26 protein-coding genes are annotated in these 24535 nt (G+C 44.4%); 25 read left to right on the top strand and 1 reads right to left on the bottom strand.

The genetic code is table 11. The features are described 5' to 3' along the window. Nucleotides 1–8 precede the first annotated feature (8 nt). Together ACPF7I_RS13065 and ACPF7I_RS13060 are read left to right on the top strand one after the other, a co-directional pair. Nucleotides 9–1274 (top strand): murein hydrolase activator EnvC family protein, encoded by a 1266-nt coding sequence (locus tag ACPF7I_RS13065; protein ID WP_430745838.1) that lies wholly within the window; start codon nt 9–11, stop codon nt 1272–1274. A gap of 180 nt (nt 1275–1454) precedes the next feature. Then, a complete protein-coding gene (locus tag ACPF7I_RS13060) occupies nt 1455–2891 on the top strand; it encodes a S41 family peptidase (RefSeq protein ID WP_430745839.1) in 1437 nt (478 codons plus the stop codon). A 36-nt stretch (nt 2892–2927) separates the two neighbouring features. Here the strand turns inward: ACPF7I_RS13060 and ACPF7I_RS13055 are convergent, their stop codons facing one another. After that, nucleotides 2928–3356, bottom strand: coding sequence for a MerR family transcriptional regulator (locus ACPF7I_RS13055; RefSeq protein WP_430745840.1), 429 nt, complete (start codon nt 3354–3356; stop codon nt 2928–2930). 178 nt (nt 3357–3534) lie between these two features. Here ACPF7I_RS13055 and ACPF7I_RS13050 point away from each other — a divergent pair, with 178 nt between their 5' ends. The 23 genes from ACPF7I_RS13050 (at nt 3535) to ACPF7I_RS12940 (ending at nt 24526) form a co-directional block, all read left to right on the top strand. Then, on the top strand, nt 3535–4698 hold the full coding sequence (locus ACPF7I_RS13050; RefSeq protein ID WP_430745842.1) for a PDZ domain-containing protein: 1164 nt from the start codon (nt 3535–3537) through the stop codon (nt 4696–4698). 1 nt (nt 4699) lies between these two features. After that, complete coding sequence (locus ACPF7I_RS13045) at nt 4700–4924, top strand: CsbA family protein (RefSeq protein ID WP_430745844.1); 225 nt, start codon at nt 4700–4702, stop codon at nt 4922–4924. 108 nt (nt 4925–5032) lie between these two features. Continuing rightward, nucleotides 5033–7006, top strand: coding sequence for an excinuclease ABC subunit UvrB (uvrB, locus tag ACPF7I_RS13040; protein WP_430745845.1), 1974 nt, complete (start codon nt 5033–5035; stop codon nt 7004–7006). A gap of 3 nt (nt 7007–7009) precedes the next feature. Next, a complete protein-coding gene (uvrA, locus tag ACPF7I_RS13035; RefSeq protein WP_430745847.1) occupies nt 7010–9862 on the top strand; it encodes an excinuclease ABC subunit UvrA in 2853 nt (950 codons plus the stop codon). A 78-nt stretch (nt 9863–9940) separates the two neighbouring features. Continuing rightward, nucleotides 9941–10270: a DUF4870 domain-containing protein gene (locus ACPF7I_RS13030; protein WP_430745849.1), complete on the top strand. Its 330-nt coding sequence runs from the start codon at nt 9941–9943 to the stop codon at nt 10268–10270. Continuing rightward, nucleotides 10267–10464, top strand: coding sequence for a PspC domain-containing protein (locus ACPF7I_RS13025; RefSeq protein ID WP_430745851.1), 198 nt, complete (start codon nt 10267–10269; stop codon nt 10462–10464). The genes ACPF7I_RS13030 and ACPF7I_RS13025 overlap by 4 nt, the downstream gene beginning before the upstream one ends. Continuing rightward, nucleotides 10461–10805 carry a phage holin family protein gene (locus ACPF7I_RS13020; protein ID WP_430745852.1) on the top strand — a complete coding sequence of 115 codons (345 nt, stop codon included), beginning with the start codon at nt 10461–10463 and terminating at the stop codon, nt 10803–10805. Before ACPF7I_RS13025 ends, ACPF7I_RS13020 begins: the two co-directional genes overlap by 4 nt. Nucleotides 10806–10884: 79 nt before the next feature. After that, a complete protein-coding gene (gene hprK / locus ACPF7I_RS13015; protein WP_430745854.1) occupies nt 10885–11820 on the top strand; it encodes an HPr(Ser) kinase/phosphatase in 936 nt (311 codons plus the stop codon). Between the two features lie 14 nt (nt 11821–11834). After that, on the top strand, nt 11835–12644 hold the full coding sequence (gene lgt, locus ACPF7I_RS13010) for a prolipoprotein diacylglyceryl transferase (RefSeq protein ID WP_430745856.1): 810 nt from the start codon (nt 11835–11837) through the stop codon (nt 12642–12644). A gap of 13 nt (nt 12645–12657) precedes the next feature. After that, nucleotides 12658–13593 (top strand): nucleoside recognition domain-containing protein, encoded by a 936-nt coding sequence (locus ACPF7I_RS13005; RefSeq protein WP_430745858.1) that lies wholly within the window; start codon nt 12658–12660, stop codon nt 13591–13593. Then, nucleotides 13583–14239, top strand: a complete 657-nt coding sequence (ppaX, locus tag ACPF7I_RS13000) for a pyrophosphatase PpaX (RefSeq protein ID WP_430745859.1) — start codon at nt 13583–13585, stop codon at nt 14237–14239. The genes ACPF7I_RS13005 and ppaX overlap by 11 nt, the downstream gene beginning before the upstream one ends. Then, a complete protein-coding gene (locus tag ACPF7I_RS12995; RefSeq protein WP_430745861.1) occupies nt 14226–14714 on the top strand; it encodes an acyltransferase in 489 nt (162 codons plus the stop codon). Before ppaX ends, ACPF7I_RS12995 begins: the two co-directional genes overlap by 14 nt. Nucleotides 14715–14867: 153 nt before the next feature. Next, nucleotides 14868–16046: an ATP phosphoribosyltransferase regulatory subunit gene (locus ACPF7I_RS12990; protein ID WP_430745862.1), complete on the top strand. Its 1179-nt coding sequence runs from the start codon at nt 14868–14870 to the stop codon at nt 16044–16046. Then, complete coding sequence (gene hisG / locus ACPF7I_RS12985; RefSeq protein ID WP_165551134.1) at nt 16046–16687, top strand: ATP phosphoribosyltransferase; 642 nt, start codon at nt 16046–16048, stop codon at nt 16685–16687. The genes ACPF7I_RS12990 and hisG overlap by 1 nt, the downstream gene beginning before the upstream one ends. After that, a complete protein-coding gene (hisD, locus tag ACPF7I_RS12980; protein ID WP_430745864.1) occupies nt 16677–17954 on the top strand; it encodes a histidinol dehydrogenase in 1278 nt (425 codons plus the stop codon). Before hisG ends, hisD begins: the two co-directional genes overlap by 11 nt. Continuing rightward, a complete protein-coding gene (hisB, locus tag ACPF7I_RS12975; protein WP_430745866.1) occupies nt 17954–18538 on the top strand; it encodes an imidazoleglycerol-phosphate dehydratase HisB in 585 nt (194 codons plus the stop codon). Before hisD ends, hisB begins: the two co-directional genes overlap by 1 nt. Beyond that, a complete protein-coding gene (gene hisH / locus ACPF7I_RS12970) occupies nt 18539–19171 on the top strand; it encodes an imidazole glycerol phosphate synthase subunit HisH (protein WP_430745867.1) in 633 nt (210 codons plus the stop codon). Further along, nucleotides 19171–19899, top strand: coding sequence for a 1-(5-phosphoribosyl)-5-[(5-phosphoribosylamino)methylideneamino]imidazole-4-carboxamide isomerase (gene hisA, locus ACPF7I_RS12965; protein ID WP_430745869.1), 729 nt, complete (start codon nt 19171–19173; stop codon nt 19897–19899). The genes hisH and hisA overlap by 1 nt, the downstream gene beginning before the upstream one ends. Next, on the top strand, nt 19896–20654 hold the full coding sequence (hisF, locus tag ACPF7I_RS12960; RefSeq protein WP_430745871.1) for an imidazole glycerol phosphate synthase subunit HisF: 759 nt from the start codon (nt 19896–19898) through the stop codon (nt 20652–20654). The genes hisA and hisF overlap by 4 nt, the downstream gene beginning before the upstream one ends. After that, nucleotides 20651–21265 (top strand): bifunctional phosphoribosyl-AMP cyclohydrolase/phosphoribosyl-ATP diphosphatase HisIE, encoded by a 615-nt coding sequence (gene hisIE, locus ACPF7I_RS12955; RefSeq protein ID WP_430745872.1) that lies wholly within the window; start codon nt 20651–20653, stop codon nt 21263–21265. The genes hisF and hisIE overlap by 4 nt, the downstream gene beginning before the upstream one ends. Before the next feature lie 83 nt (nt 21266–21348). Beyond that, nucleotides 21349–22791 carry a tetratricopeptide repeat protein gene (locus tag ACPF7I_RS12950; protein WP_430745874.1) on the top strand — a complete coding sequence of 481 codons (1443 nt, stop codon included), beginning with the start codon at nt 21349–21351 and terminating at the stop codon, nt 22789–22791. 95 nt (nt 22792–22886) lie between these two features. Further along, on the top strand, nt 22887–23834 hold the full coding sequence (trxB, locus tag ACPF7I_RS12945) for a thioredoxin-disulfide reductase (protein WP_430745875.1): 948 nt from the start codon (nt 22887–22889) through the stop codon (nt 23832–23834). A gap of 233 nt (nt 23835–24067) precedes the next feature. Beyond that, nucleotides 24068–24526 carry an NUDIX hydrolase gene (locus ACPF7I_RS12940; protein WP_021093699.1) on the top strand — a complete coding sequence of 153 codons (459 nt, stop codon included), beginning with the start codon at nt 24068–24070 and terminating at the stop codon, nt 24524–24526. Nucleotides 24527–24535: the final 9 nt, after the last annotated feature.

The raw sequence follows: 24535 nt of genomic DNA, 5'->3' as shown, positions 1-24535 counted from the left end.
GGTTTACGGTGCAAAAAAGATGGGGAACGATTGTTGCAGCTGTGATGCTGTTTGTTTCAAGCGTAGCTGCGCCTGCATATGCGGTGACGAAACGTGATATTCAACAGAAAAAAGAAGAAATAAAAAACGTACAACAAAAGCAGTCAACGATTGAAAATAAGATTGAACAGTCGCAACAAGAAATTGAACGGTTAAAAGCAGAACAGAAAAAAATCGATGCGGAAATAAAAAAGCTCGATTTAGCTGTCGAAGAGACGAGTGCTAACATTCGTGCGAAACAACAAAATATCGAAGAAACGAAACAGCAAATTATCGCCCTTCGCAAAGAAATCGAGGAAGTAACAGCTCGCATTGAGCAACGCAATGAGTTGTTGAAAGAGCGGGCGCGTTCGCTCCAAGAGAGCGGAGGAGTTGTAAGTTATTTAGACGTGTTGCTTGGAGCGAAAAGCTTCAGCGATTTTATCGACCGAATAAGTGCCGTTGCGACCATTTTTGAAGCGGATCGTCAAATCATTAAAGAGCAAGAAGCGGATAAAGCGTTAAAAGAAGCAAAAGAGGAGGAGCTAAACAACAACTTAGTTCGCCTGCAAAAGCAGCTGAACGAGCTGCAAAAGTTAAAACAAACGTTAAACGAGCAAATTGCGGCAAAAGAAAAACTTATGGTGCAATTGAAAGAGCAGCAAAAGCATGAAGAAGAAAAGCAACTCGCTTTAGAAGAAGAAAAAGAGTTGCTTGAAAAACAAGAAGCAGCAATGAAAAGTCAGTTACAAGAAATGATTCGTCGCCAAAAAGAACAGGAAGAAGCGCGGAAACGAGCATTATCAAGCCGCGGATCGTCGTCAGAGGGCGGTGGCAGTTTGCCTCCTGTGTCAGACGGTGCGTTTATGCGCCCGGCAAACGGTCCAATTACATCAACATTTGGACCGCGGTGGGGTGAATTTCACTACGGAATCGACATTGGAAAACGAGGGGCTAGTGTACCTATCGTTGCAGCAGCCGATGGTTATGTTTACCGCTCATACTATTCTCCGAGTTATGGAAACGTCATTTTTATCATGCATTATATTGATGGACAAGTGTACACGACAGTATATGCCCACCTCGAATCCCGCCTTGTTGGTGAAGGACAAAACGTAAGCAAAGGACAAATGATCGGCTATATGGGCAATACAGGTCGTTCGTTCGGAGCACACTTACATTTTGAATTGCATCGCGGACCTTGGAATGCATCAAAGTCTAACGCAGTCGACCCATTGAAATATATCCCGTTTTAACGATAAGCACAGCGGATAAGCTGTGCTTTTACGTATTGGTTGAGAAAGTTGTCCGTTCGGTGTAAAATAAATACATCTTCAAATAGTTATGAACGGTACAAGCTACTCATATAATGAAAACAAGTGGGCATCGCACAAGGTGTGATGCCTTTCATGTATCGAAGGGTGAGGAGGCAAACAATGAACAAAAAAACAATCGCAGCACTTATGGCTTTATCAATGTTGTTCGGTTCAGGGGTGACGTATGTCGGCATGCAGTCGCTTTCTTCCGATACGTCAACGATGACGATCAATATCCCGACGACAACGGAGAAGCCGGCGAATGAAGAGCTTCAAAAAATTGAACAAGCATACAGCATGATTAAACAAAAATACGTTCATGATGTCGATGACAAACAGCTCATCGACGGGGCAATTCAAGGAATGATCGCGACGTTAAAAGATCCGTATTCCGTTTATATGGATAAAGAAACAGCAGAACGATTTAACGAGTCGCTCGATTCTTCTTTTGAAGGAATCGGAGCGGAAGTAAGCATGGTTGACGGCAAAGTGACGATCGTTGCTCCGTTTAAAGGATCGCCTGCAGAAAAAGCCGGGCTTCGTCCGAACGATCAAATTATTAAAGTGAATGGCGAAAGTTTAGAAGGGCTTGACTTATATGAAGCGGTATTGAAAATCCGCGGGAAAAAAGGGACGGTCGCTCGCTTAGAAATTATCCGTCCCGGAGTGAACGGCGTGTTAACCATTGAAGTTGTGCGCGATGAAATTCCGATTGAAACAGTATATGCATCAATGAAAGAAGTAAATGGCAAACAAATCGGCTATATTGAAATTACATCGTTTGCGGAAAAAACAGCAGAAGATTTTAAAACGAAGTTAGCGGAATTTGAGAAAAAAGGCATCTCAGGGCTGATCATTGATGTACGCGGCAATCCGGGCGGTTACTTACAAAGTGTGGAAGATATTTTGAAAGAGCTTGTGACAAAAGATAAGCCGTATGTACAAATTGAAGAGCGCGACGGCGATAAACAACAGTTTTTCTCAAATATGACGAAGAAAAAACAATACCCTATTGTCGTGTTGATTGATAACGGAAGCGCATCAGCATCGGAAATTTTAGCGGCGGCATTAAAAGAAGCAGGCGGTTATATGCTCGTTGGTGAAAAGACGTTTGGAAAAGGAACAGTTCAACAAGCGTTGCCAATGAATGACGGAAGCCATATTAAATTAACGTTATACAAGTGGCTGACGCCAAATGGAAACTGGATTCATGAAAAAGGAATTGAACCCGATGTTAAAGTGAAGCAGCCTGACTTTTTCTATGCTCACCCGCTTCAAATCGACAAGCCTTTGGCATATGACATGAATAACGAACAAGTGAAAAGCGCTCAACAAATGTTAAAAGGTCTCGGCTTTGACCCAGGACGCGAAGACGGCTACTTTAGCAAACAAACGGAACAGGCCGTTCAATCGTTCCAAAAAGCAAACGGCTTACAAGCGACAGGAAAAATTGATAAGCAAACGGCTAATGTATTGCAAACAAAAGTGATGGAAGCGGTTCGCGATGAACGATACGACGAACAATTGAAAAAAGCATTGCAACTAATCGGAAAATAAAAACTCCCTCTTGCCTTTATAGGCAAGGGGGAGTTTTTATAAAAAGAAGCTGATGATGCCGCGTCGTTTTTGTTTTGTTGGTTGTTCGATGACTGGCTCGGTTTGTTTTTGCCGTTCAAGTTCAGCAATGCGTTGTTCGAGCTGTTGAATATATTGGATAATTTCTTCCATTTCACGTCGATGTTGCAGCAATTGAAAAGAGACGACGTCATCTGCTTTTTGTTCTATTTTTCGTTCAAGTTCATTGAGACGTTGTTCTACTTCTTCCCATTCCACATGTTCTTTTTCTTCTTCATCCACGCCGAGAAATTTATATTTTTCTAATTGTTCGATTGCTTCGTTTGTAAATACGTAATGTCCTGCTTCATTTTTTGTGCACGGAATGTTATATTTTTTCACCCAGCGTTGCACCGTTTTTGTCGATACCCCAAGACGCTTTGCTACTGCGCTCGTTTTTAACTCCATCGTTCCACGCTCCTTCCAATCATATATGAATAAACAGTTAGACACTTTTTGCGAAATTCCTTGCCTGCTGACAAAACTAGTGTTCATTCGGCAAAGAAAGTGAATTTTCGTCAACCATAAACGTTTGAAATTTGTTACAATACAAAATAGACGATCGGAAAAAATGGAGATGATGGAAATGGAATGGGGATTGGCATGGCTGAAAGCGCTCGGAACGTTTTGGCTACAACCGTTGTTATATTATGCGGTCATATTTGCTTGGTTTATCGGCTGGCGCCGTGTGCAACGAGAACGCCGAGATTTTCATACGCGCGTGTACCGAACATCCCGTGAGTGGCGTGCCCTTATTCGCTCGCGAAGCTGGCTTGCGCTCATTTTCTCGCTTGTGACTGTTGGGGCTGGGGTTGTTCTCCCAAACGATACGCTCGTCTTTTGGACAATGGTGACGATCGTATGCAGTTTGTTTATGCAGCTTCGGTTGTTGTCGGCTGCGTATGTCGGAAGCATCGTCATGTTTACCGTTAGTTTTTTTGCGCAAACAGAGTGGGGACAGCCGTTTTTTGCGCGTTTTTTCCCACAGATCACAGAAACGAACGTTACTGCTGTAGCGCTTCTAATCGGGTTGCTTTTGTTTATAGAAATGTGGCTTGTTGATCGGGAAGGAGCAGAGCTAAGTTCTCCTCGTCTTGTGACGAGTAAGCGAGGGCTTGTGATCGGGGAGCAGTTCGTTCAGCGGCTTTGGCTTGTCCCGCTGTTCATCCCAGTATCAGGGGATGGCGTGCAATCGTTTGCGGCGTGGTGGCCAATCATTTCTGGTGGCGATACGTATTCGTTCGTGCTCGTTCCGTTTTTGCTTGGTTTTTCACAACGTGTGCAAACGGGGCTGTCTGTCCATTTGGCGAAATGGACGGCCAAGCGCATCGGTTTGTTAGCGTGTGCCGTCAGTTTATTGGCGATTGCTAGTTACTGGTGGGAGCCGCTCGCGATCGTTGTTGCAGTTGTCGCTATTTTATGGAGAGAATGGATTGCTTTATCAGCGAAATTGTATGAACAAAAGCGGCCTCCGTATTTTACAAAACGGGCGAATGGGCTTGTCATTTTAGGCGTGTTGCCGAACACGCCAGCACATAAAATGGCGCTTTCGGTCGGAGAAGTGATTGTCAAGGTAAACGGTATACCTGTCGTGACGGAAGATGAATTTTACTCAGCATTGCAACATAATCGAGCATTTTGTAAGCTAGAAGTATTAAACGAGAGTGGAGAAGTTCGTTTTGCACAAACCGCTTTATTTGAAGGGGAACATCACGAACTCGGGCTGTTATTCGTAAGAGATGAGGGATAGTATGTGGTTTTTGTTAGCGTTCATTGTACCGGCATTGCTAGTTATTTTATTTACGCGGGTGACGTATAACCATTATGTCGGTACATTTCTTACTGTCGCATTATTAGTGGCGTCATACGTGAAAGGATATACGGATCAATTGTATGAAATTGTTGCTGATGTAGCGTCGCTCATCGTCGGATTTTTATATGCTAAACGCATGGTAGAAAAGCAAAAACAGTCGTAAACCTGTCCATATGGGCAGGTTTTTTCATAGAATATTTGTTCGTATTTTTCGCTTTTCGTTTCATTTGTATGGTACAATATCAAGTAGAAATGAAGTGGAGGGACCGTTGTGAGCACATTTCAATTAGTATCCGCTTATGAGCCGCGCGGCGATCAGCCGAAAGCGATTGCGAAGCTTGTCGAAGGCATTCAGCAAGGGAAAAAGCATCAAACGTTGCTTGGCGCAACAGGAACAGGAAAAACGTTTACGATTTCAAACGTCATTCAACAAGTGAATAAACCGACGTTAGTGATCGCCCATAATAAAACGTTAGCGGGGCAGTTGTATAGCGAGTTTAAACAGTTTTTCCCGAACAACGCTGTTGAATATTTTGTTAGCTATTACGATTATTATCAGCCGGAAGCGTACGTGCCGCAAACGGATACGTACATTGAAAAGGATGCGAGCATTAATGATGAAATTGATAAATTGCGCCATTCCGCGACGTCTGCGTTATTTGAACGGCGAGACGTCATTATTATCGCCAGCGTTTCATGCATTTACGGCTTAGGTTCACCGGAAGAATATCGTGAACTTGTCGTCTCCCTTCGCGTCGGTATGGAGATGGAGCGCGATCATTTGCTTCGTCGGCTTGTCGACATTCAATACGAACGAAACGATATTGATTTTCGTCGTGGAACGTTTCGGGTGCGCGGAGATGTCGTCGAAATTTTCCCAGCTTCTCGCGATGAGCATTGTATTCGCATTGAATTTTTCGGTGATGAAATTGAGCGGATCCGCGAAGTAGATGCGTTGACGGGACATGTGATGGCGGAACGAGAACATGTGGCGATTTTTCCAGCCTCTCACTTCGTCACGCGCGAAGAAAAAATGAAACTGGCAATTGAAAATATTGAAAAAGAACTAGAAGAGCGGCTTTGCGAACTGCGCGAGCAAGGAAAATTGCTTGAAGCGCAACGGTTAGAACAGCGGACGCGCTACGATATTGAAATGATGAAAGAAATGGGCTTTTGTTCAGGGATTGAAAACTATTCGCGCCATTTAACGTTGCGACCGCCTGGTTCGACGCCTTATACATTATTAGATTATTTTCCTGACGACTTTTTAATCGTCATTGATGAATCGCATGTGACATTGCCGCAAATTCGCGGCATGTATAACGGTGATAAAGCGAGAAAAGAAGTGCTTGTCGAACATGGCTTCCGCTTGCCGTCAGCGTTAGATAACCGACCGCTCACGTTTGAAGAATTTGAGCAAAAAGTAAATCAAGTCATTTACGTCTCTGCTACACCGGGTCCGTACGAGTTGGAACATTGTCCAGAAGTCGTCGAGCAAATTATTCGTCCGACCGGATTGCTAGACCCGACCATTGACGTGCGACCAATTGCAGGGCAAATTGACGATTTAGTCGATGAAATTCAAAAGCGAATCGCTTGCAATGAACGAACGCTTGTGACGACATTGACGAAAAAAATGGCAGAAGACTTAACCGATTATTTAAAAGATATCGGCATTCAAGTCGCTTATTTGCATTCGGAAATTAAAACGCTTGAGCGCATTGAAATTATTCGCGATTTGCGATTAGGTAAATACGATGTGCTCGTCGGCATTAACTTATTGCGAGAAGGGCTAGATATTCCTGAAGTGTCGCTTGTCGCGATTTTAGATGCGGATAAAGAAGGATTTTTACGTTCTGAGCGTTCGCTTATTCAAACAATTGGACGGGCAGCGCGCAATGCAAATGGTCATGTCATTATGTATGCCGATACGATCACGAAATCAATGGAAATCGCGATTAACGAAACGAAGCGACGTCGCGCCATTCAAGAAGCGTACAATCGCGAGCATGGCATCGTGCCGAAAACGATTCAAAAAGACGTTCCAGATGTTATTCGCGCGACATTTGCTGCGGAAGAAAAAGAACCGTATGAAACAAAAGACGTTCGCCATTTATCAAAAGAAGAACGTGTTGCGCTCATCGCCAAACTGGAACAAGAAATGAAAGAAGCAGCGAAAGCTCTTCATTTTGAACGGGCTGCTGAGCTGCGCGATCTCATTTTAGAATTGAAAGCTGAGGTGTAATGAATGGATCATATTGTCGTCAAAGGAGCGCGTGCGCACAATTTAAAAAATATTGATGTCGTCATTCCGCGCAACAAACTTGTTGTGTTGACGGGGTTATCTGGCTCTGGAAAATCATCGCTTGCGTTTGACACCATTTATGCCGAAGGACAACGGCGCTATGTCGAGTCGTTATCGGCGTACGCCCGCCAATTTTTAGGGCAAATGGACAAACCGGACGTCGATTCGATTGAAGGGCTGTCGCCTGCCATTTCGATTGATCAAAAAACGACGAGCCGCAATCCGCGTTCAACGGTCGGAACGGTGACGGAAATTTACGACTATTTACGTTTACTGTTTGCGCGCATCGGTCGCCCTGTTTGTCCAACGCACGGCATTGAAATTACGTCGCAAACGATTGAACAAATGGTTGACCGCCTTATGCAATATCCAGAGCGGACGAAGATGCAAATATTAGCCCCTATCGTTTCCGGACGAAAAGGGACGCATGTGAAAACGTTAGAAGAAATAAAAAAACAAGGATATGTGCGCGTTCGCGTCGACGGGGAATTGCGTGACGTATCGGAAGACATCGTGCTTGAGAAAAACAAAAAACATTGTATTGAAGTCGTCGTAGATCGCATTGTGATGAAAGAAGGCATTCAGTCACGCCTTGCCGATTCGCTTGAAACGGCGTTAAAGCTTGCAGAAGGCAAAGTGCTCGTCGATGTGATCGGACAAGAAGAATTGTTGTTTAGTGAACATCACGCTTGTCCGCATTGCGGCTTTTCGATTGGCGAACTAGAGCCGCGCCTATTTTCATTTAACAGCCCGTACGGCGCATGTCCATCATGTGACGGATTAGGGGCAAAGCTTGAAGTCGATCTCGATTTAGTCATTCCTAATAAAGAGCTGACGCTTCGTGAACATGCGCTCGCTCCATGGGAACCGCAAAGCTCGCAATATTATCCGCAATTGTTAGAAACGGTATGTCGACATTACCGCATCGATATGGACGTGCCTGTGAAACAGTTGCCAAAACAACAGCTCGACCTTTTATTGTACGGATCAAATGGCGAAAAAATATATTTTCGTTATGAAAACGACTTTGGCCATGTGCGCGAAACGTATGTGGAGTTTGAAGGGGTCGTGCGCAACGTTGAACGCCGTTATCGTGAAACGACATCGGATTACGTGCGGGAGCAAATGGAAAAATATATGACCGAACAGCCGTGTCCGACGTGTCATGGCAACCGTTTGAAAAAGGAAAGTTTAGCTGTGTTCGTTGGCGGCAAACATATTGGCGAAGTAACAGCGATGTCGGTGAACGAAGCGTTAACGTTTTTTGAAACGCTTCACCTAACGGAAAAAGAACAAAAAATCGCCCATTTAATTTTGCGTGAAATTGTCGAGCGCCTCGGCTTTTTAAAAAATGTTGGGCTCGATTATTTAACGTTAAATCGCGCTGCAGGAACGCTTTCGGGAGGAGAAGCGCAACGCATTCGACTAGCGACGCAAATTGGCTCGCGCTTAACGGGTGTATTATACGTGTTAGACGAACCTTCTATTGGTCTTCATCAGCGCGATAACGACCGGCTTATTGCGACGTTGCAAAGCATGCGCGATTTAGGGAACACGCTCATTGTCGTGGAGCACGATGAAGATACGATGCTTGCGGCAGATTATTTAATTGACATCGGGCCGGGAGCCGGAGCACATGGCGGACAAGTCGTTGCTGCTGGAACACCAGAAGAAGTAATGAACGATTCGCGTTCGTTAACGGGCCAATATTTATCAGGGAAAAAATTTATTCCGCTTCCGATTGAACGGAGAAAGCCAGACGGCCGTTGGCTTGAAGTAATCGGGGCGCGAGAGAACAACTTGAAAAACGTCGATGTCCGCATTCCGCTCGGATTGTTTGTTACGGTGACAGGCGTATCCGGTTCGGGGAAAAGTACGCTTATTAATGAAATTTTGCATAAAGCGTTAGCGCAAAAGTTGCATCATGCGAAAGTGAAACCGGGAGAACATACAGACATTTACGGTATTCATTATTTAGATAAAGTAATTGATATCGATCAATCACCAATCGGTCGCACACCGCGCTCAAACCCTGCGACATATACAGGCGTCTTTGACGACATTCGCGATTTATTTGCGACGACGAACGAAGCGAAAATGCGCGGGTATCAAAAAGGGCGGTTTAGTTTTAATGTAAAAGGCGGTCGTTGCGAAGCGTGTCGTGGCGACGGGATTATAAAGATCGAAATGCACTTTTTACCTGATGTCTATGTGCCGTGTGAAGTATGCCACGGCAAGCGATACAATCGCGAAACGCTAGAGGTAAAATATAAAGATAAAAATATCGCCGAAGTGCTTGATATGACAGTAGAAGAAGCGCTCACGTTTTTCGAAAATATCCCGAAAATTAAACGGAAATTGCAAACGTTATACGATGTCGGCCTCGGTTATATGCAGCTCGGCCAACCGGCTACAACGCTTTCCGGGGGTGAAGCGCAGCGGGTGAAGTTAGCATCGGAGCTACATCGCCGTTCAACAGGAAGAACGTTATACATTTTAGACGAACCGACAACGGGTTTACATGTTGATGATATTGCCCGTTTATTAAACGTGTTACAGCGGCTCGTTGAACAAGGGGATACGGTGCTCGTCATCGAACATAATTTGGACGTCATTAAAACGGCAGACTATATTATCGACCTTGGACCAGAAGGTGGAGATGGTGGCGGACAAATCGTTGCGGCAGGTACGCCTGAGGAAGTCGCTCAAATTGAACAATCATATACCGGACGGTATTTACAACCAATTTTAGCGCGCGATCGCGAACGCATGCGTCAACGTATACCGAGCGTATAATGCGCTCGGTTTTTTTGTGCGAAACTTTCCTTGGTATGAAACGTATGTATGAGTAAAGGGAAAAAGGGGGAATCGTAAATGGAAGGAAATAAATTGCTTGCGGTGTTATGTTATTTCAGTGTATTTTTTGCTCCGTTTTTATTTCCGATTATCGTTTATTTTGTAACGAAACATGAACGAGTAAAAGAGCATGCGAAAAAATCATTATTGTCTCATCTCATCCCTATTGCGATTGTCATGATAGCTTTTGGATTGTTTTTTATATTCACAATCGTTGGGGTGGACGGATGGATCGGTCTTCCATTCATCGGAATCGTTGTTGGTGGCATTGTACATGTGATTGTCATCGTGTGGAATATTATAAAAGGTATACAAGTGATACAGGAATCGGGAGGGATGTATGAATGAAAAAGCTTGTTAGGCTTCGCCGTGATCGAATGGTTGCGGGCGTGTTGAGCGGATTAGCGGCTTATATGAATATGGATGCAACCGTTGTTCGATTATTATTTGTTGCATTATTGCTTATTACTGGCGTCATGCCATTCGCCATTTTGTATGCACTAGCCGTGTTTATTATCCCAAATGAGGAGAATGCCATATGAGATGGCTTGCACATATAGCTATTAACGCGATTTTATTATTGGCGCTTGCGGGGTATTTTGAGTCGATTTATTTGTCCGGGATTGGGGCTGCGTTTCTAGCGAGCTTCCTTTTGTCTTTATTAAATACGTTCGTGAAACCGCTTCTTATTTTGCTGACGCTCCCGGTTACTGTGTTGACATTCGGTTTATTTTTATTTGTCGTTAATGCGATGACGTTATCACTGACGGCGTGGTTGATGGGAAGTTCATTTCAAATTGGTAGTTTTAGTACAGCGCTATTTGCGTCGCTCGCTATTTCGCTTTTTCATGTTGTCATTGATTCGCTTAAAAAAGAAAAGTAAAACGTTCCGCTTCGTGCGTGAGCGTTTTTATTTTTACATGAAAGTGTTACAATGAGAAAAGGAAGAAGGAGGGATTCATATGCCAAAAGTGCGGACAAAAGATTTAATTGATGAGTTTCAATTTGAGCTTGTAAGCGGGGCGGAAGGGATTCATCGGCCGATTACAACGAGCGACTTATCTCGTCCGGGCATTGAAATGGCCGGCTATTTTGCATATTATCCAGCGGAACGTGTGCAATTGCTCGGCATGACAGAACTATCGTTTTTTGAACGATTAACACCTGTAGAAAAGCGATTGCGCATGGAAAAGTTATGTACCGATATTACCCCTGCGATTATCGTCTCTCGCGGATTAGAAGTGCCAAAAGAACTGATTGAAGCATCAGAGAAAAAAGAAGTGCCGGTGATGCGCTCGCCGATGAAGACGACGCGGCTCGCTAGCCGTCTGACAAACTATTTAGAAAGTAAGCTTGCACCGACGACTGCTGTGCATGGGGTGCTCGTCGATGTGTATGGTGTCGGTGTACTCATTACAGGGAAAAGCGGTGTCGGAAAGAGTGAAACGGCGCTTGAGCTTGTGAAGCGCGGACATCGTCTCGTGGCAGATGATTGCGTCGAAATTCGCCAAGAAGATGAAAACTTATTGATTGGTAGCGCACCAGAACTAATTGAACATTTACTTGAGATTCGCGGACTTGGCATCATCAACGTCATGACGCTATTTGGAGCAGGAGCGGTGCGCCCGCATAAACGTATTTCGCTCATCATTGATTTAGAATTATGGGATCCAAACAAACAATACGATCGTCTCGGTCTTGAAGAAGAAAAGGTAAAAATTATTGATACGGAAGTGACGAAATTGACGATCCCCGTTCGTCCGGGACGAAACTTAGCGGTCATTATTGAAGTGGCAGCGATGAATTTCCGTCTAAAACGGATGGGCGTGAATGCAGCGGAAGAGTTTTCTGCTCGCTTGGCGGATGCGATTGGCGATGCGGAACATGATTATGAATGAGAGGATGAGTAGGAATGTTTATGCATATTGAACCGCTCGATCGCGTTTTTTTCCAACTTGGTCCAATTACAATTTACTGGTACGGCGTCATTATTGCGGCGGGTGTATTGCTTGGACTTTGGCTAGCTACGCGAGAAAGCGAGCGGTTAGGTATACGAAAAGAAACGTTTGTTGATCTTGTATTAATTGCTGTGCCGATTGCGATTTTATGCGCACGTGCGTATTACGTGATTTTTCAATGGGACTACTATTCCAAACATATAAGTGAAATTCCACAAATTTGGCACGGTGGCTTGGCCATTCATGGCGGTTTAATTGGTGCAATTGTGACAGGTGTTGTGTTCGCTAAAAAACGAGGACTGTCGTTTTGGAAACTAGCTGATATTGCAGCGCCAAGCATCATTTTAGGGCAGGCGATCGGACGCTGGGGAAATTTTATGAACCAAGAGGCGCACGGTGGGCCGGTGTCTCGTGCGTTTTTAGAAAGTTTACATTTGCCAGATTGGATCATTAATCAAATGTACATACAAGGGCAATATTATCATCCAACGTTTTTATATGAATCATTATGGAACATGCTCGGTTTTCTCCTTTTGCTTGCGTTGCGGAGAAGAAATTTGCGGCGAGGGGAGTTATTTTTCACGTACATCATTTGGTATTCAATCGGGCGCTTTTTCATTGAAGGATTGCGGACGGATAGTTTAATGTTAACAGAAACGATTCGTATGGCGCAGTTTATTTCACTGTTGCTTATTGCATTTGCGGTTGGAATGATCGTTTTGCGCCGTATGCGCGGCTTAGCAAACGAGCGGTACAACGATTAAGGGGGAGAGCGGCATGTTTCGAAGGGGTTTGTTTGTTGGATTGAAAACGACATGGACGCTCGGAAAAGTGATTTTTCCGATTACCGTCATTGTGACATTGCTACAATATTCCCCTGTTTTGCCTTGGGTGACAAACATGTTGACGCCGATCATGCGTTGGATCGGTTTACCGGGGGATGCCGCGCTTGTTTTAGTGCTCGGCAATTTTTTAAATTTATACGCTGGCATTGGTGCGATGTTAACGATGGATTTGACAGTGAAAGAAGTGTTTATTTTGGCTGTCATGTTGTCGTTTTCGCACAATATGCTCGTTGAGTCTGCCGTTGCCGCGCAAGTAGGTGTTCGTGTTTGGTGGACGGTTGCGGTTCGCGTCGGGCTAGCGTTTAGTGCTGCTTGGCTCATTCACGTGTTATGGGACGGCGGACAACAAATGGCGAAATATGGACTTGTACCGCAGGCTTCAACAACTCCAAATACGTGGGGAGAAATCGTTTGGATAGGAGTGGAAAGAGCGTTATACGGCATTGGACAGCTTGCGTTGATCATTATTCCGTTGATGATTGTCATTCAAGTGTTAAAAGAATTAAAGTGGCTTGATACGCTTTCAAAATGGTTATCCCCGTTTGCGCGCTTACTCGGCATTCGTGAAAATGCATCGTTGACGATGGCGGCAGGGTTGTTGTTCGGGCTTGCTTATGGTGCGGGCGTCATGATTCAAGCGGTAAAGGAAGACGGAGTGTCGAAAAAAGATTTAACGTTAACGTTTTTATTTTTAGTGGCGTGCCATGCGGTTGTAGAAGATACGTTGTTATTTGTGCCTCTTGGCATTCCTGTCTGGCCGCTTCTTGTCATTCGGCTTGTGACGGCAATTTTGCTCACAGCTACGTTAAGTTTTATTTGGAATCAAATCGAACATCGAAAAAGAAAGGAAGCAACGTATGAATATTAACACGATTTTGTTTGACTTAGATGGAACGCTTATTAATACGAATGACTTAATTATTGAGTCATTTTTGCATACGCTCAACCATTACTATCCAAATCAATATACGCGTGAAGATGTGCTCGCTTTTATCGGACCGCCGCTCCGCGATACGTTTGAGGCGATTGATCCGGAGCGTGCCGATGAAATGATTGAGACGTATCGAGCGTTTAATCATGCCCATCATGATGCGTTAGTGAAAGAATATGAAACGGTATATGATACGGTACGAACGCTACATGAACACGGATTCAAGCTCGGCATTGTAACGACGAAAATTCGTCATACAGTCAATATGGGCTTAAAGTTAACGAAGCTAGATTCGTTTTTCGAATGCATCGTTACGCTCGATGATGTTGAGCATGCGAAGCCGCATCCTGAACCGATCGAAAAAGCGCTTGCTTGTTTACAAGCGAAGCCGGAAGAAACACTAATGGTTGGGGACAACCATCACGACATTTTAGCTGGAAAACATGCGGGGACAAAAACGGCAGGAGTGGCTTGGACGATTAAAGGACGCGAGCATTTAGCTGCATACGAGCCAGATTTTATGCTTGAGAAAATGAGCGATTTGCTAAGTATTTTAGGGGTGACTGGCGTTGAGAAAAACTGAACGCCATGCTGTACAAGGGGCAAACTCTTTATGGCAACTATATCGAACTGTTTCGTTTTGGAAAGTATTGAAAAATGTCATCGTCATTTTCATCGGGCGGTATACTCCTTTTTTTCCGCTGAAAAACTGGTTGTATCGCACGTTTTTACGCATGGAAATCGGCGAACATACGGCGCTTGCGTTTATGGTCATGCCAGATATTTTGTTCCCAGAAAAAATTCGCATTGGCAATAACACAATTATCGGCTATAATACGACGATTTTAGCGCATGAATATTTAGTGAACGAGTATCGGCTTGGAGACGTCATCATCGGCAACGATGTCATGATTGGAGCCAATACAACCATTTTGCCGGGGGTGACGATCGGGGATCGTGCCATTGTTTCCGCAGGTACGCTCGTACATCGCGATGTGCCAGCTGGCGCATTTGTTGGCGGCAATCCGATGCAAATCATTCGTCTTAGCGAACGCTAAGGCGTTTTTTTTTATGAGTAAACAGGATTCGAGTCGAAAAATATCGAATGAGTTTGTAGTTGACGAAACGAAAAACGGGGAGTAAACTACAAATAACAATCTTTACTTTGCTAATATATTAGCGAACTAAAGTGAAAGGAGGCCGGGACGAACATGAGAGTATTTATGTTTGAAAAGCCACTCGGTATGCGGGATACGTTGCCGAATGTATATAAAACAAAACGTCTGTTGCGCGAAGCGATGATGGCAGAAGTCGAAACGTGGGGATATTCGTTTATTGAAACGCCGACGTTAGAATATGACGAAACGGTCGGGAAGGCATCGGCCATTTTAGATCAGCAACTATTTAAATTGCTTGACCGTGAAGGACATACGCTCGTATTGCGGCCAGATATGACTGCCCCTATCGCCCGTTTAGCAGCATCGAAGTTATATGAGGAAGGTTGCCCGCTCCGTTTAGCGTATGCAGCAAATGTATTTCGCGCTCAACAACGGGAAGGAGGACGACCGGCAGAGTTTGAACAAGTGGGAGTGGAATACATCGGAGACGGTACGATGTATGCTGATGCGGAAGTCATCAGTTTAATGATTTTTGCTTTAAAACGGGCAGGGCTACGTGATTTTACGGTAACGATTGGTCATATTGGTTACGTTGATGCGTTGTTTTTTGATATTTTGCGTCAAGAACAACGGGTAGAAACGTTGCGCCGCTTTTTATATGAAAAAAATTATGTCGGTTATCGGGAGCATGTCAAGTCATTGCCGCTTTCTTCGATTGATCGCGACCGCCTTTTACGTCTTTTAACATTAAGAGGTGGAAAGGAAATCGTTGCAGAAGGAAAAGCATATGCGACGACAGAAGTGGAGCGACGCGCTCTTGATGAATTGGAAAAATTATGGACGTATGTTGACCAATATGGCGTTACCGATATGGTGAAATTAGATATGAGCTTAGTGAGTCATATGAGCTACTATACTGGCATTCTTTTTGAAGTATACGCCAAAAATATTGGATTTTTACTCGGTAATGGTGGACGATACGATGAATTGCTGGCGAAATTTCATCGTCCATCGCCTGCGACTGGCTTTAGCGTGCGTCTCGATCGTCTGATGGAAGCGATTGGGGAGCAACAGCGTGGAGAAAAAACGACGTGCATCATTTTTAGTCAAGAACGTTTCGCTGAGGCATATGCGAAAGCAGCGGAAATGAGACAAAAAGGAGAAAATGTTGTATTGCAACACATCGCAGGTATTCAAAATATGGATCAATTTACTGCATCATTTGATGATGTCGTGTACGTATTAGGGAAGCGCGGAAAGGATGAACAATGATGCTGACGGTTGCGATGCCAAAAGGACGTATTTTTACGGAGGCGCTCGTATTGTTAAAACGAGCGGGCTACGACATTCCTGATGATTTAGAACATTCACGAAAACTGATGATTGACGTGCCGAACGAACAGCTGCGCTTTATTTTAGCGAAGCCAATGGACGTAGTGACATATGTGGAACACGGGGTTGCCGATGTCGGCATTGCTGGGAAAGATGTGCTCCTTGAGGAAGAGCGTGATGTGTATGAAATGTTAGATTTGCGCATTAGCCCTTGTTATTTGGCGGTGGCAGGGCTACCGAACACGCGCGTTCATCCGATTGCCCCGAGAGTCGCAACAAAGTATCCGAATATTGCATCGACATATTTTCGTGAACAAGGAGAACAAGTGGAAATTATTAAACTAAATGGTTCTGTTGAATTAGCACCGCTCATCGGTTTAGCGGAACGAATTGTCGACATTGTTTCGACAGGGCGAACGTTAAAAGAAAATGGGCTTATTGAGCTCGAACGAATTGTTCATGTAACGTCGCGTTTTATTGTTAATCCAGTGAGTTATCGTATGCAAGATCGGGCGATTGAACATATGGTTGATCGTTTAACATATGCGATTGAGAAGGCGGGGGAGAGCAATGAGAATTGAACGTGTACAAGGGACGGTTTCGCTTCGGCGGACGATTGAAAGCGGAACGGAAGAGCAAAGACAAGCAGTGAAACGAATAATTGATGAGGTGCGAAACAACGGAGACGTCGCATTGAAAAAATATACGGAAATGTTTGACGGGATTTCACTTCATACGCTAGAGGTTACGCAAGAAGAAATTGAAGAAGCGTACTGGCTCATTGACGAAGAAATTGTTCATATTATTCGCGAAGCGGCACAAAACATTCGCGAATATCACGAGCGGCAACGCGCAACGTCATGGTTTATGACGCGTGAAGATGGAACGATTCTCGGACAAAAAGTAACTCCGCTTGATGCGGTCGGTTTATATGTCCCGGGCGGAACAGCGGCGTATCCGTCATCGGTGCTTATGAATGTCATTCCTGCGCAAGTGGCTGGAGTAAAGCGCATCGTCATCGTTTCCCCGCCAAATGAGCGTGGAACGTTGCCGGCGGCTGTACTTGTTGCTGCATGTGAGCTCGGCGTTCAAGAAATATATAAAGTTGGCGGCGCCCAAGCGATTGCCGCATTAGCGTACGGTACGGAGACGATCGAGCCGGTCGATAAAATTTTCGGACCTGGAAACATTTATGTCGCACTCGCGAAAAGGGAAGTGTTCGGTCAAGTCGATATTGATATGATTGCAGGACCGAGTGAAATTGTTGTGCTAGCGGATGAGACGGCAAAGCCGAATGAAATTGCGGCGGATTTATTATCGCAGGCCGAACATGATGAACGGGCAGTTAGCATATTTGTTACACCATCTTTACAGCTTGCGTTAAAAGTAGAAGAAGAAGTCGAAAAGCAATTAGCTACCCTCCCTCGAAAAAACATCGCACAAAAAGCGATTCGCGATTATGGTGTCATTTATGTGACCGATACGATGAAGCAAGCGATCGATGTCGTAAACGAATTAGCCCCAGAACATTTAGAAATTATGACAGCTGAGCCGTTTGAGCAATTAAGTGACATTCGACACGCAGGTGCCATATTTTTAGGTCCGTACAGCTCCGAACCGGTTGGGGATTATTTTGCGGGAACGAACCATGTATTACCGACAAATGGGACCGCCCGTTTTTCGTCTGGGCTAACAGTCGATGCATTCATGAAAAAATCAAGCATCGTTTTTTATAGCGAGCAAGCATGGCAACAACATGGAGCGAAAATAGCCGCGTTTGCACGGTTGGAAGGACTTGAAGCACATGCGCGAGCAGTAGAGGAACGGTTGAAAAGGAGAGAAAAATAATGCGCACAGCAACAGTCAAACGAGTGACAAATGAAACACAAATTGAGCTTACATTTGCGGTTGATGGGGAAGGAAAAGCCGAGTTAGAAACAGGGGTTCCGTTTTTAACACATATGCTTGATTTATTTACAAAGCATGGACATTTTAATTTGTCTATTCATGCGAAAGGGGATACGCACATTGACGATCATCATACGACAGAAGATATTGGCATTTGTTTAGGGCAAGCGATTCGAGAAGCGCTCGGTGATAAAAAAGGGATAAAACGATACGGAAATGCGTTCGTTCCGATGGACGATGCGCTCGCCCAAGTCGTGATTGATGTAAGCAATCGTCCACATCTCGAGTTTCGCGGTCAGTTTCCAAGTGAAAAAGTAGGCACGTTTGATGTCGAGCTTGTGCACGAATTTTTATGGAAGTTAGCGTTAGAAGCACGAATGAATGTACACGTTATAATCCATTACGGTCGCAATACGCACCATATGATTGAAGCGGTATTTAAAGCGCTCGCTCGTGCGCTCGATGAGGCAACGATGATCGATCCGCGCGTAAAATCGGTACCTTCGACGAAAGGGATGTTGTAAATGATCGGCATCATTGATTATGGAATGGGAAATTTATATAGCGTCAGTAAAGCGTTAGAACGGCTAAACGTACCGTATATTATTGAAAGTGATCAAGACAAATTGCGCCAAGCAGATGGCTTCATTTTACCGGGTGTTGGATCATTTAAGGATGCGATGCACATTTTAGCGGAAACGAAGCTTGATTCGTTTATTCACAAACAAGTAGCGAAAGGAAAGCCGATTCTCGGCATTTGTTTAGGCATGCAACTATTGTTTGAAGAAAGCGAAGAAAACGGTTTGACGTCTGGCTTAAAGTTGCTTCCGGGCCGCGTCGTTCGTTTTAGCGGTATAACGAAAGAGGGAGCACGATATAAAGTACCGCATATGGGATGGAATGAACTCGTTTTTCATCAACCATCCCCGCTTTTTGATGACGTTGAGCGAGGGCACGTATATTTCGTTCATTCGTATTATGTGCAAACGAGTGAGCCAACGGTTGTGTTAGCTAGCGCCCAATATGATGTGGAAGTACCTGCAGTTGTTGGACGTGGAACAATATTTGGTACACAATTTCATCCCGAGAAAAGCGGAACACTCGGTATGCGTCTATTGAAAAACTATGCGAGGATTGTAGAAAGGGAGAGGGGCTAATGTTTACTATTTATCCGGCTATCGATATGCGCGGTGGGAAGTGCGTTCGCCTTATACAAGGAGATTACAATCAAGAAACGGTATACGGTCATTCCCCTGTTGAAATGGCTCGTTCGTTCGTTTCACAAGGCGCGACATGGATTCATATGGTCGATTTAGATGGGGCGAAAGAAGGCAGACGAGTGAATGATACATTCGTCGTTGAAGTAGCAAAGACGCTTGGGGTGAGCGTTCAAATTGGTGGCGGCATTCGTACGGAAGAAGATGTCGCATATTATTTAGAGCGAGGTGTGGCGCGCGTCATTTTAGGGAGCGCAGCCATTTCAAATCCTCCATTTGTCAAAGCGATGCTTCGCACATATGGTGAGCGCATTGTCATCGGCATTGATGCGAAAAATGGGTTTGTTGCGACGGAAGGATGGACGCATACATCAACGATCGATGCCGTTGAACTTGGCAAACAGCTTGCGGAAGCTGGGGCGGAAACGTTTATTTTTACTGATATCGCGACGGATGGAATGTTATCAGGACCAAATATCGACGCGGTCGTTCGGCTAGCGAAAGAAACAAACAAACGTGTCATTGCCTCCGGAGGCATTCGCTCGCTTGATGATTTATGCTCCTTAAAACAATTTGAAAACGATGGAGTATGCGGAGCGATTGTCGGCAAAGCGTTATATACAAATCAGTTTACAGTTGCTGAGGCATTAAAGGCGGTGGGGAAATGATTACAAAGCGCATTATCCCTTGTTTAGATGTGAAAGATGGTCGCGTTGTGAAAGGTGTGCAATTTGTTTCCTTGCGCGATGCGGGCGATCCGGTTGAGCTCGCGCGCGTATACGATGAACAAGGGGCGGACGAGCTTGTTTTTTTAGATATTTCCGCATCACATGAAGGTCGAAAAACGATGGTAGACGTCGTACGCCGTGTTGCTGCTCAGCTTGCTATTCCGTTTACTGTTGGGGGAGGCATTCGCACATTAGAAGATATGAAAACGATTTTGCGTGCGGGTGCGGACAAAGTGTCTGTCAATACATCGGCATTGTTGCGTCCCGAGCTTATTACAGAAGGAGCGCAATTTTTTGGTTCGCAATGTATTGTTGTGGCAATTGACGCAAAGTATGATCCAACGATGCAGTCGTGGCGCGTCTATACGCATGGCGGCCGACGACCGACGGATTGGGAAGTCGTTGACTGGGCGAAAGAGGCTGTGAAGCGCGGAGCAGGAGAAATTTTATTAACAAGTATGGATCGCGATGGCGGAAAAGATGGATTTGATTTAGAGTTAACGAAACGAGTAAGTGAAGCGGTGCCCGTCCCTGTCATTGCATCGGGAGGAGCAGGGTGCGCTCAACATTTTGTTGATGTGTTTCAAACGGCTCAAGCGGATGCGGCATTAGCTGCCTCGATTTTTCATTATAAAGAAACGTCTGTCCAGCAAGTGAAACAGTACGTGCGCGAAAAGGGGGTAAACGTTCGATGAATATTCGATTGAATGAGCAAGGGCTTGTGCCGGCCATCGTACAAGATGCGCACAGTAAAGAAGTGTTGACATTAGCATATATGAACGAGCAATCGCTACAAAAAACGTTGGAAACGAAAGAAACATGGTTTTATAGCCGCTCGCGGCAAGAGCTATGGCATAAAGGGGAAACGTCCGGAAACGTACAAAAAGTTGTTGATATTCGCTACGACTGCGATGCAGACGCACTTCTTATTCTTGTTGAGCCAAAAGGACCGGCATGCCATACGGGAGAATATTCTTGTTTTCATCATCGGTTGCAAGATGAAAAGCCTGTTGCCAAACCGGATCGTTTTGCAGTGCTAAATGTGTTAGAATCGGTCATTGCGGAGCGTGAAGCGAAGCGTCCTGAAGGATCGTACACAACATATTTATTTGAAAAAGGAATCGATAAAATCGCAAAAAAAGTTGGGGAAGAAGCAGCAGAAGTCATTATTGCGGCAAAAAACCGTTCAAAAGAAGAGCTGCGATGGGAAGTAGCCGATTTATTGTATCATTTGCTCGTTTTGCTGCGTGAACAGCGCGTGTCGCTCGATGATGTGCTTTCTGTATTAGCGGAACGTCATCGGTAACGCTTTTTCGCCCATCCATGTTGTTCTGGAGCGAAAATGTGGTATACTTTCTTTCGGTGAAAGAAATCAACATGGAGGGTTCGATGGAAAAACATTTGCAAAAACGTGTCGGAAAAGTCATTCCGTTTATTCAAGACGGTACGTACTTTTTTAATAAAGGATTAGCATGTTATCGTCGCCGTGATTTGCATAAAGCGAGAGCATATTTGCAACGGGCGGTGCAACTTGAGCCAGAACAAAGCCCATTTGCATGCCAACTGGCGATTGTATTGTCAGAATTGGGGGAATATGTGCAATCAAACGAATGGTTATTGCGCGTCATTGAACGTGATGCCGATTTAACGGAATGCTTTTATTTTTTAGCAAACAACTATGCCCACCTAGGGTTATTTGGCGAGGCGGCGAAGTATGCTGAACAATATATAGAGCGCGAGCCGGATGGGGAATTTGTGGAATATACGCTCGATTTATTAGATATTTTAACGATTGAACAAGATGATGATGAGTGGCTCAATTATGACGAGATGTTAATAAAACAAGAACGGGCTCGCTCGCTCCTTGAGAAAGGTGAATTTCAGGAAGCGATTGCTTTGTTTGAAGAAATGATTGAACAACATCCAGAAAATTGGGCCGCTTACAACAATTTAGCGCTCGCTTATTTTTATCAAGGGAATGTCGAAAAAGCGAGACGAACGATCGAATATATTTTGAAGCAAAATCCAGGCAATTTGCATGCGCTTTGCAATGATGCGGTGTTTTCGTATTATTTACAGGAGCAAGAGCGATTGTTTTTACTCACTCATTCGTTGCAAAACGTATATCCGATTTCATTTGAGCACCGTTATAAGCTTGGAGTGACGTTTGCAATCGTTGGACGCTATGACTTAGCGTTTCAATGGTTCCGTCAATTGCAACGGCGCGGCTTTGAAGGAGATGCACCGTTTTATTATTGGTATGCATATGCTGCATATCATATGGGATATCGCGCGTTAGCGGAGTCGATGTGGCAAAAATTAATTGCGCTTCATCCAGATAAAAAAGGAAGCGAACCTTGGCGCTATCGTGAACAGACGATTGAGCATATTCAATCGCTATTTGAAAAGCAAGATATAGCTTCTTCATTTTATGCGTTATATTTAATCAGCAAATCGTTTGCAGCAGACGATTGTCCGTTTCCGAAGCAATCGTGGTCTCATCCGTTTTTACAGCAGTGGAGCGATTATGTATATGGAAATGAACGCCAAAAGCCTATGGTAGATGCGCACCGCATTGTCACGTTACTTGTTCAACATAACGGTTTTGAATACGAGCCTTTATATATTGCTTGGTTTTCTTTTTTTGTTGAGGCGATGAGGGAAATCGATTCATTTTCGAATCACGAGGCATGGGCAGCGGCATTTGAATATATGTTTCGTAAACATCGTGGTGAGCGTGTGACGCAGCGCATGCTTGGAGAACGTTACGGGGTGTCAGTAGCAACGGTTGGAAAGTATGCGAAAATTATTAAACAGCAGTGGCACACATGAGCAAGTTAATAGACGCCCTTTCTTTTGTTGTATTACGATAGACATATGGAAATGATAAAATGAAGACTTGTTCATGCAGAAAGGGTGGAGAAGACGTGTCACAAGAAAAAATTTATGATGTCATTATTATCGGTGCAGGTCCGGCGGGAATGACAGCGGCGGTGTATACATCGCGCGCGAACTTATCAACGCTTATGCTTGAGCGTGGAGTTCCTGGCGGTCAAATGGCCAATACAGAAGAAGTAGAAAACTATCCGGGCTATGATCATATTCTTGGGCCGGAATTGGCGTCCAAAATGTTTGAGCACGCGAAAAAGTTTGGCGCCGAATACGCATATGGTGATGTAAAAGAAGTGATTGACGGCGAAGAATACAAAACGGTTGTGACGAGCAACCAACAATATAAAGCTCGTGCGATCATCATTGCAACAGGGGCAGAGTATAAAAAGCTCGGCGTTCCTGGCGAAAAAGAATTGGGGGGACGTGGTGTTTCATACTGTGCCGTATGTGACGGAGCCTTTTTTAAAGGAAAAGAGCTTGTCGTCGTTGGCGGTGGAGACTCAGCGGTTGAAGAAGGCGTATATTTAACACGTTTTGCAAGCAAAGTGACGATCGTTCATCGCCGCGACCAGTTGCGCGCACAAAAAATTTTACAGCAGCGCGCATTTGCAAATGAAAAAATTGATTTCATTTGGAATCATACTGTGAAGCAAATTAACGAAAAAGACGGTCGTGTCGGCAGCGTGACGCTCGTTCATACGCAAACAGGGGAAGAGCGTGAGTTTTCATGTGACGGTGTGTTTATTTACATCGGTATGGTGCCATTAACAAAGCCGTTTGTTTCACTCGGCATTACGAACGAAAATGGCTACATTGAAACAAACGAACTGATGGAAACAAAAGTGGCTGGCATTTTTGCAGCGGGGGATGTTCGTGAAAAGTCGCTTCGTCAAATTGTTACCGCAACAGGCGACGGAAGTATTGCGGCACAAAGCGCACAACATTACGTCGAAGAACTGAAGGAAAAGCTTAACATTAAGTAATAAAAACGTAATGTTGCTTTAATTGAACTGTAACACGCTTGAAACAATAAAAGAGTATGATAAAGGTAAGTAATTGACCCCCTTTTTATATACACTTGTTGGCACGGGCTCTCGTCCCGTGCTTTCTTTTTTATGTGATGAAAACGTTTCAAAATTTATACTTTGTGACCGTTTGTAAGAAATAGTATAATGAAAAAAACATATTCATTATTGAGTATTGAGGTGAACGGACGTTGCAACGAGTAACAAACTGCGTATTAGTAAAAGACGGACACGTCCTTTTGTTGAAAAAGCCTCGGCGTGGCTGGTGGGTAGCGCCGGGGGGGAAAATGGAACAAGGGGAATCGGTACGAGAAGCTTGTGTGCGTGAATATCGCGAGGAAACAGGCATTTATATTAAAAACCCTCAATTAAAAGGGGTATTCACGTTTGTGATGAAACGAGGAGAAGAAGTCGTTTCGGAATGGATGATGTTTACGTTTTTTGCGGAACATTTTGAAGGGGAAAACGTATTACAATGTGAAGAAGGAGAACTCGCTTGGCATCCCATTGAGCACATTCCAACGCTTCCGATGGCGCCGGGCGATTACCATATTATTGATTATGTCATTAAAGGAACAGGAATGATGTATGGTACGTTTACGTATACAGAGGAATTTGAGTTGTTGTCTTACCGACTTGATCCGAGTTAAAGAAAGGGG

It is taken from the genome of Anoxybacillus dikiliensis (genome assembly GCF_050613275.1).
In the GTDB taxonomy this organism is placed as follows: Bacteria; Bacillota; Bacilli; order Bacillales; family Anoxybacillaceae; genus Anoxybacillus.
Note: the sequence above shows the minus strand (reverse complement) of the source record. Positions and strands in the feature narration are given on the sequence as shown.

Coding starts and splice junctions, on each gene's coding strand:
- ACPF7I_RS13060 (WP_430745839.1), top strand. CDS start 1,455: ATGAACAAAAAAACAATCGCAGCACTTATGGCTTTATCAATGTTGTTC.
- ACPF7I_RS13055 (WP_430745840.1), bottom strand. CDS start 3,356: ATGGAGTTAAAAACGAGCGCAGTAGCAAAGCGTCTTGGGGTATCGACA.
- ACPF7I_RS13050 (WP_430745842.1), top strand. CDS start 3,535: ATGGAATGGGGATTGGCATGGCTGAAAGCGCTCGGAACGTTTTGGCTA.
- ACPF7I_RS13045 (WP_430745844.1), top strand. CDS start 4,700: ATGTGGTTTTTGTTAGCGTTCATTGTACCGGCATTGCTAGTTATTTTA.
- uvrA (WP_430745847.1), top strand. CDS start 7,010: ATGGATCATATTGTCGTCAAAGGAGCGCGTGCGCACAATTTAAAAAAT.
- ACPF7I_RS13030 (WP_430745849.1), top strand. CDS start 9,941: ATGGAAGGAAATAAATTGCTTGCGGTGTTATGTTATTTCAGTGTATTT.
- ACPF7I_RS13025 (WP_430745851.1), top strand. CDS start 10,267: ATGAAAAAGCTTGTTAGGCTTCGCCGTGATCGAATGGTTGCGGGCGTG.
- ACPF7I_RS13020 (WP_430745852.1), top strand. CDS start 10,461: ATGAGATGGCTTGCACATATAGCTATTAACGCGATTTTATTATTGGCG.
- hprK (WP_430745854.1), top strand. CDS start 10,885: ATGCCAAAAGTGCGGACAAAAGATTTAATTGATGAGTTTCAATTTGAG.
- lgt (WP_430745856.1), top strand. CDS start 11,835: ATGTTTATGCATATTGAACCGCTCGATCGCGTTTTTTTCCAACTTGGT.
- ACPF7I_RS13005 (WP_430745858.1), top strand. CDS start 12,658: ATGTTTCGAAGGGGTTTGTTTGTTGGATTGAAAACGACATGGACGCTC.
- ppaX (WP_430745859.1), top strand. CDS start 13,583: ATGAATATTAACACGATTTTGTTTGACTTAGATGGAACGCTTATTAAT.
- ACPF7I_RS12990 (WP_430745862.1), top strand. CDS start 14,868: ATGAGAGTATTTATGTTTGAAAAGCCACTCGGTATGCGGGATACGTTG.
- hisG (WP_165551134.1), top strand. CDS start 16,046: ATGCTGACGGTTGCGATGCCAAAAGGACGTATTTTTACGGAGGCGCTC.
- hisD (WP_430745864.1), top strand. CDS start 16,677: ATGAGAATTGAACGTGTACAAGGGACGGTTTCGCTTCGGCGGACGATT.
- hisB (WP_430745866.1), top strand. CDS start 17,954: ATGCGCACAGCAACAGTCAAACGAGTGACAAATGAAACACAAATTGAG.
- hisH (WP_430745867.1), top strand. CDS start 18,539: ATGATCGGCATCATTGATTATGGAATGGGAAATTTATATAGCGTCAGT.
- hisA (WP_430745869.1), top strand. CDS start 19,171: ATGTTTACTATTTATCCGGCTATCGATATGCGCGGTGGGAAGTGCGTT.
- hisF (WP_430745871.1), top strand. CDS start 19,896: ATGATTACAAAGCGCATTATCCCTTGTTTAGATGTGAAAGATGGTCGC.
- hisIE (WP_430745872.1), top strand. CDS start 20,651: ATGAATATTCGATTGAATGAGCAAGGGCTTGTGCCGGCCATCGTACAA.
- ACPF7I_RS12950 (WP_430745874.1), top strand. CDS start 21,349: ATGGAAAAACATTTGCAAAAACGTGTCGGAAAAGTCATTCCGTTTATT.